Annotated in this window: 4 protein-coding genes and 1 pseudogene; 4 read left to right on the top strand and 1 reads right to left on the bottom strand. The window is 62.2% G+C overall.

All coding sequences use genetic code 11. The features are described 5' to 3' along the window. The 4 genes from ENZ75_RS22605 to lexA all read left to right on the top strand — a co-directional run. A partial coding sequence (locus ENZ75_RS22605) for an AMP-binding protein (RefSeq protein ID WP_164887936.1) occupies positions 1–864 on the top strand: 864 nt, incomplete at its 5' end. Further along, on the top strand, positions 861–1697 hold the full coding sequence (gene kynA, locus ENZ75_RS22600) for a tryptophan 2,3-dioxygenase (RefSeq protein ID WP_013531744.1): 837 nt from the start codon (positions 861–863) through the stop codon (positions 1695–1697). The genes ENZ75_RS22605 and kynA, both read left to right, overlap by 4 nt. 78 nt (positions 1698–1775) lie before the next feature. Beyond that, positions 1776–3023, top strand: a complete 1248-nt coding sequence (gene kynU / locus ENZ75_RS22595; protein ID WP_024503342.1) for a kynureninase — start codon at positions 1776–1778, stop codon at positions 3021–3023. Positions 3024–3433: 410 nt separating this feature from the next. Next, entirely contained in the window at positions 3434–4174 is a 741-nt protein-coding gene (lexA, locus tag ENZ75_RS22590; RefSeq protein ID WP_013531746.1) for a transcriptional repressor LexA, read from the top strand. Here the strand turns inward: lexA and ENZ75_RS22585 are convergent. Then, positions 4168–4425, bottom strand: a pseudogene (locus tag ENZ75_RS22585) (competence protein); the annotation flags it as partial. The gene lexA and the pseudogene ENZ75_RS22585 sit on opposite strands and share 7 nt — an antisense overlap.

Below are 4425 nucleotides of genomic sequence, written 5' to 3'. Positions count from 1 at the left end.
CTCGCTATCTTTCCCCTGCGCTTCGGTGCGGCGGCGACGCTGCTGGAGCAGGCGACGCCACCCAACATGATCCACATCATCGAGACCTACAAAGCCACGATCTCCTTCACCGCGCCGACTGCCTACCGCGCCATGCTGAAGGCCATGGATGAAGGTGCCGATTTGTCTTCGCTGCGGGTTGCCGTTTCAGCCGGCGAAACCTTGCCCGCTCCGGTTTTCGAAGAGTGGACGCAAAAGACCGGCAAGCCGATCCTCGACGGCATCGGCGCCACCGAAATGCTGCACATCTTCATCTCCAACCGCTTTGGCGACATGAAGCCCGCGTCGACCGGCAAGCCGGTCGGCGGCTACGAGGCGCGCATCGTCGACGACGAGATGCGCGAAGTACCGCGCGGCGCGACCGGCAGGCTGGCGGTGCGCGGCCCGACCGGCTGCCGCTACATGGCCGATATCAGGCAGAAGGACTACGTGCGCGACGGCTGGAACATCACCGGCGACACCTTCACGCAGGACGAGGACGGCTTCTTCCATTTCGCCGCGCGCTCCGACGATATGATCGTCAGCGCCGGCTACAACATTGCCGGCCCCGAGGTCGAGGCCGCACTTCTGTCACATCCCGACGTCGCCGAATGCGCGGTGATCGGCGCCGAGGACGCCGAGCGCGGCCAGATCGTCGAGGCGCATGTCGTGCTGGTGCAGGGCGTGGCGCCTGACGCATTGACGACCAAGCGCCTGCAGGACCATGTCAAGGCGACGATCGCGCCCTACAAATACCCGCGATCGGTGAAATTCATTGCTGCTTTGCCCAAGACCCAGACCGGCAAGATCCAGCGCTTCCGGCTGCGCACGGAGAAAGTCAATTGAGCGAGCCCTACGATCCGGCGTCCGAAGGCGCACAGATGTCGTTCAACGAGCGCATGTCGTACAGCGACTATCTGCACCTGGAGAAAGTGCTGGAGGCGCAGACACCGCTCTCGTCGGCGCATGACGAGATGCTGTTCATCATCCAGCACCAGACCTCGGAACTGTGGATGAAGCTCGCTTTGCACGAGATTGGCGCCGCGATCCGCTCGATCCGCGCCGACCGGCTTGAGCCGAGCTTCAAGATGCTGTCGCGAGTCGCGCGCATCTTCGAGCAGCTGAACAATGCCTGGGATGTGCTGCGGACGATGACGCCCAGCGAATACACCGAGTTTCGCGACGCGCTCGGCCAGTCCTCGGGTTTCCAGTCCTGGCAGTATCGCGCCATCGAGTTCATGGCCGGCAACCGCAACCTGGCCATGCTCGGCCCTCACAAGCATCGGCCTGACCTCAGCGGAAAGCTGGAAGCCATTCTGGCCGAGCCGTCGCTCTATGACGAAGCGCTGCTGCTTTTGGCGCGCAACGGATTCGACATCGGTGCCGATGCCAGGCGCACGGACTGGCGTGAGACGCGAACCGAGAATGAAGAGGTCCTGGTCGCCTGGCAGACTATCTACCGCGATCCGCAGCGCTACTGGATGTTCTACGAACTGGCCGAGAAGCTGGTCGACTTCGAGGATTATTTCCGCCGCTGGCGCTTCAACCACGTCACCACGGTGGAGCGCATCATCGGTCTGAAGCGCGGCACCGGCGGCACGTCGGGCGCTTCGTATCTGAAGAAAATGCTCGAGGTCGTGCTGTTTCCGGAGCTGTGGACGGTCCGCACCCGGCTCTGACATCATCGAAATGAGAACAGGCTCACCGAAGGGACGCTCTGTGGCGGAAACCCCTTCGCGAACAACCGGGGACTGACCATGAGTGGAATTCCTGATCTCGCCGCAGTCGAAGCGATGGATGCCACGGATCCGCTGCGGGCCATGCGCGACCGTTTCATTCTGCCGGAGGGGGTGATCTATCTCGACGGCAATTCACTGGGGGCAGCATCTCATGCCGTTTTCGGCGAGCTGCAGCAGGCGGCGACGCAGGAATGGGCCCGAGATCTTATCCGAGCCTGGAACACGGCCGGATGGTTCGAGATGCCGATCGAACTCGGCGACCAACTCGGACGCCTGATAGGAGCCGCGGCCGGCCAGACCGTTGTCTGCGACACGACATCGACCAACATCTACAAGGTGCTGCACGCAGCGATGGAGATGCGGCCCGGCCGGTCAGCCATCGTCGCCGAAGGTGACAGTTTTCCCACCGACCTGTACATCGCCGAAGGCGTGGCCTCGACCCGGGATGGCGTCCTGCTGCGCCTCGCGGGCGTCGACGCGCCGACCATCGAAGATCTGATCGACGAAAACGTCGCGGTGGTGCTGGTCAACCACGTCAATTACAAATCGGGTGAACTGCGCGACATGGCGGCGCTGACGCGCAGGGCTCATACGGCCGGAGCGCTGATCGTCTGGGATCTCTGCCACACCGCCGGCGCCCTGCCCGTCGAGCTCGATCAGGCAAATGCCGATTTCGCTGTCGGCTGCACGTACAAGTACCTCAACGGCGGTCCGGGCGCGCCGGCCTTCATCTATGCCGCGCAGCGCCACCACGGCGATATCAGCCAGCCGCTCAGCGGCTGGTGGGGCCATGCGCGGCCCTTTGCCTTCGAACGGGGTTATGTTGCCGGCACCGGCATCCGCCGTTTTCTGTGCGGTACGCAACCGGTCCTGTCGATGCGGGCGCTCAAAGGCGCGCTTGCCATCTGGAGCGACGTCGACATGGCGGCATTGCGAAAGAAGAGCGTCGCGCAGACAGAACTGTTCATCCAGCTCGTCGAAGCCAAGTGCGGCGCCTACGGTCTCACGCTGGAGACCACCCGCGACGCGACCAGGCGCGGCAGCCAGGTGTCGTTCCTTCACGACCACGGCTATCAAATCATGCGGGCGCTGATCGAGCGCGGGGTGATCGGTGACTTCCGCGCACCGTCGACCATCCGTTTCGGCTTCACGCCGCTCTATGTCAGCTACAAGGATGTGTGGCTGGCGGTTGAGGTTCTGGAAGACATTCTGCGCACGGGAGCATGGAAGGACCAGCGTTTCGCCGTCAAGGAAGCCGTTACCTGACGCACCGATCCCGGCGATCCGCCGTCGCTGCCCTCACTGCCTGGCAAATGACGGAGAGCTGAATTTCCAGCCAAAATGCCCAACTGACGTTGGCGTTTTGGCTCCGTTTCGTTCACGGCCAACGAACGTCCCGAAGGTTGCAATCGCCCCTTGTCGAGGTCGATCGACAGATAATGCCAAGCTTTGGTAGGGGATAAGCCACAGGTCATTAACCATAACAATTTCAATGTGAGCAGGCGCATTGCCGAAGGTGGCGCCCGTCGATCGTAACCCGCTGGCAAGCGCCAAATAATTTCAGCAGCCTTAACAAATTCATTAAACTTTAAACGGTTGCAGAACACAACTGGAACAGATAGTGTTTGTTCTGGGTTTGTTTTTCGATTCTGGTTTCAGGGAACCTGGGGGCCGCCATGCTGACACGCAAGCAACATGAACTGCTGATGTTCATCCATGAACGCCTGAAGGAGAGCGGCATTCCGCCATCCTTCGACGAGATGAAGGAGGCGCTCGACCTTGCCTCCAAATCCGGGATTCATCGGCTGATCACGGCCCTTGAGGAGCGCGGCTTTATCCGCCGGCTGCCCAATCGGGCCCGCGCGCTGGAAGTGCTGCGGCTGCCGGACTCCATCGCGCCAGGCCTCAATGCGGCAAAGAAGTTTTCGCCAAGCGTCATCCAGGGCAGTCTTGGTCAGGGTGGTGCTCTTGGCCGGCAGATCAAGCCGGCGCCTTCGCGGATGCCTTCGCCCGGCAATGACGACGATGCGGTCTCTGCCGTTTCGATCCCGGTCATGGGTCGCATCGCCGCCGGCGTGCCGATCGATGCCATCCAGCATCAGACGCATTCGATTTCGGTGCCGCCGGACATGATCATGGGCGGCGCGCACTATGCGCTGGAGGTCAAGGGCGATTCGATGATCGAGGCCGGCATCTTCGACGGCGACACCGTTATCATCCGTAACGCCGACACGGCCAGCCCCGGCGAGATCATCGTGGCGCTGGTCGATGAAGAGGAAGCGACGCTGAAGCGGTTCCGCCGCAAGGGCGCCTCGATTGCCCTCGAAGCCGCCAATCCAGCCTATGAGACACGGATTTTCGGGCCGGACAGGGTCAAGGTGCAAGGCAAGCTCGTCGGCCTGATCCGTCGCTACTGAGACGGCTGTGGGTTGACCACTGGCTTCTCGGGTTTCTTGAAGGGTGCCAGCCCCCTCGCCTCGCGAGAGTATCTGCGTTGCGTGTGCCAGGGCCGATATGGGCTGTCCACCGCGAAGCTGATCGTCGCCGGCGTGGTCGCCGATTGGCGATCGAAGAAGACCGCGGCACTGCCTTTGCGAGCCAGTTGCCGCTTGGTGATGACGAGAACCAGCGGGTTGTGACAGGCGTCATAGGCGGTTGCGGCGTTGAC

It is taken from the genome of Mesorhizobium sp. M7A.F.Ca.CA.002.04.1.1 (assembly GCF_004022805.1).
GTDB classification, from domain to species: Bacteria; Pseudomonadota; Alphaproteobacteria; order Rhizobiales; family Rhizobiaceae; genus Mesorhizobium; species Mesorhizobium ciceri.
Note: the sequence above shows the minus strand (reverse complement) of the source record. Positions and strands in the feature narration are given on the sequence as shown.

Coding starts and splice junctions, on each gene's coding strand:
- kynU (WP_024503342.1), top strand. CDS start 1,776: ATGAGTGGAATTCCTGATCTCGCCGCAGTCGAAGCGATGGATGCCACG.
- lexA (WP_013531746.1), top strand. CDS start 3,434: ATGCTGACACGCAAGCAACATGAACTGCTGATGTTCATCCATGAACGC.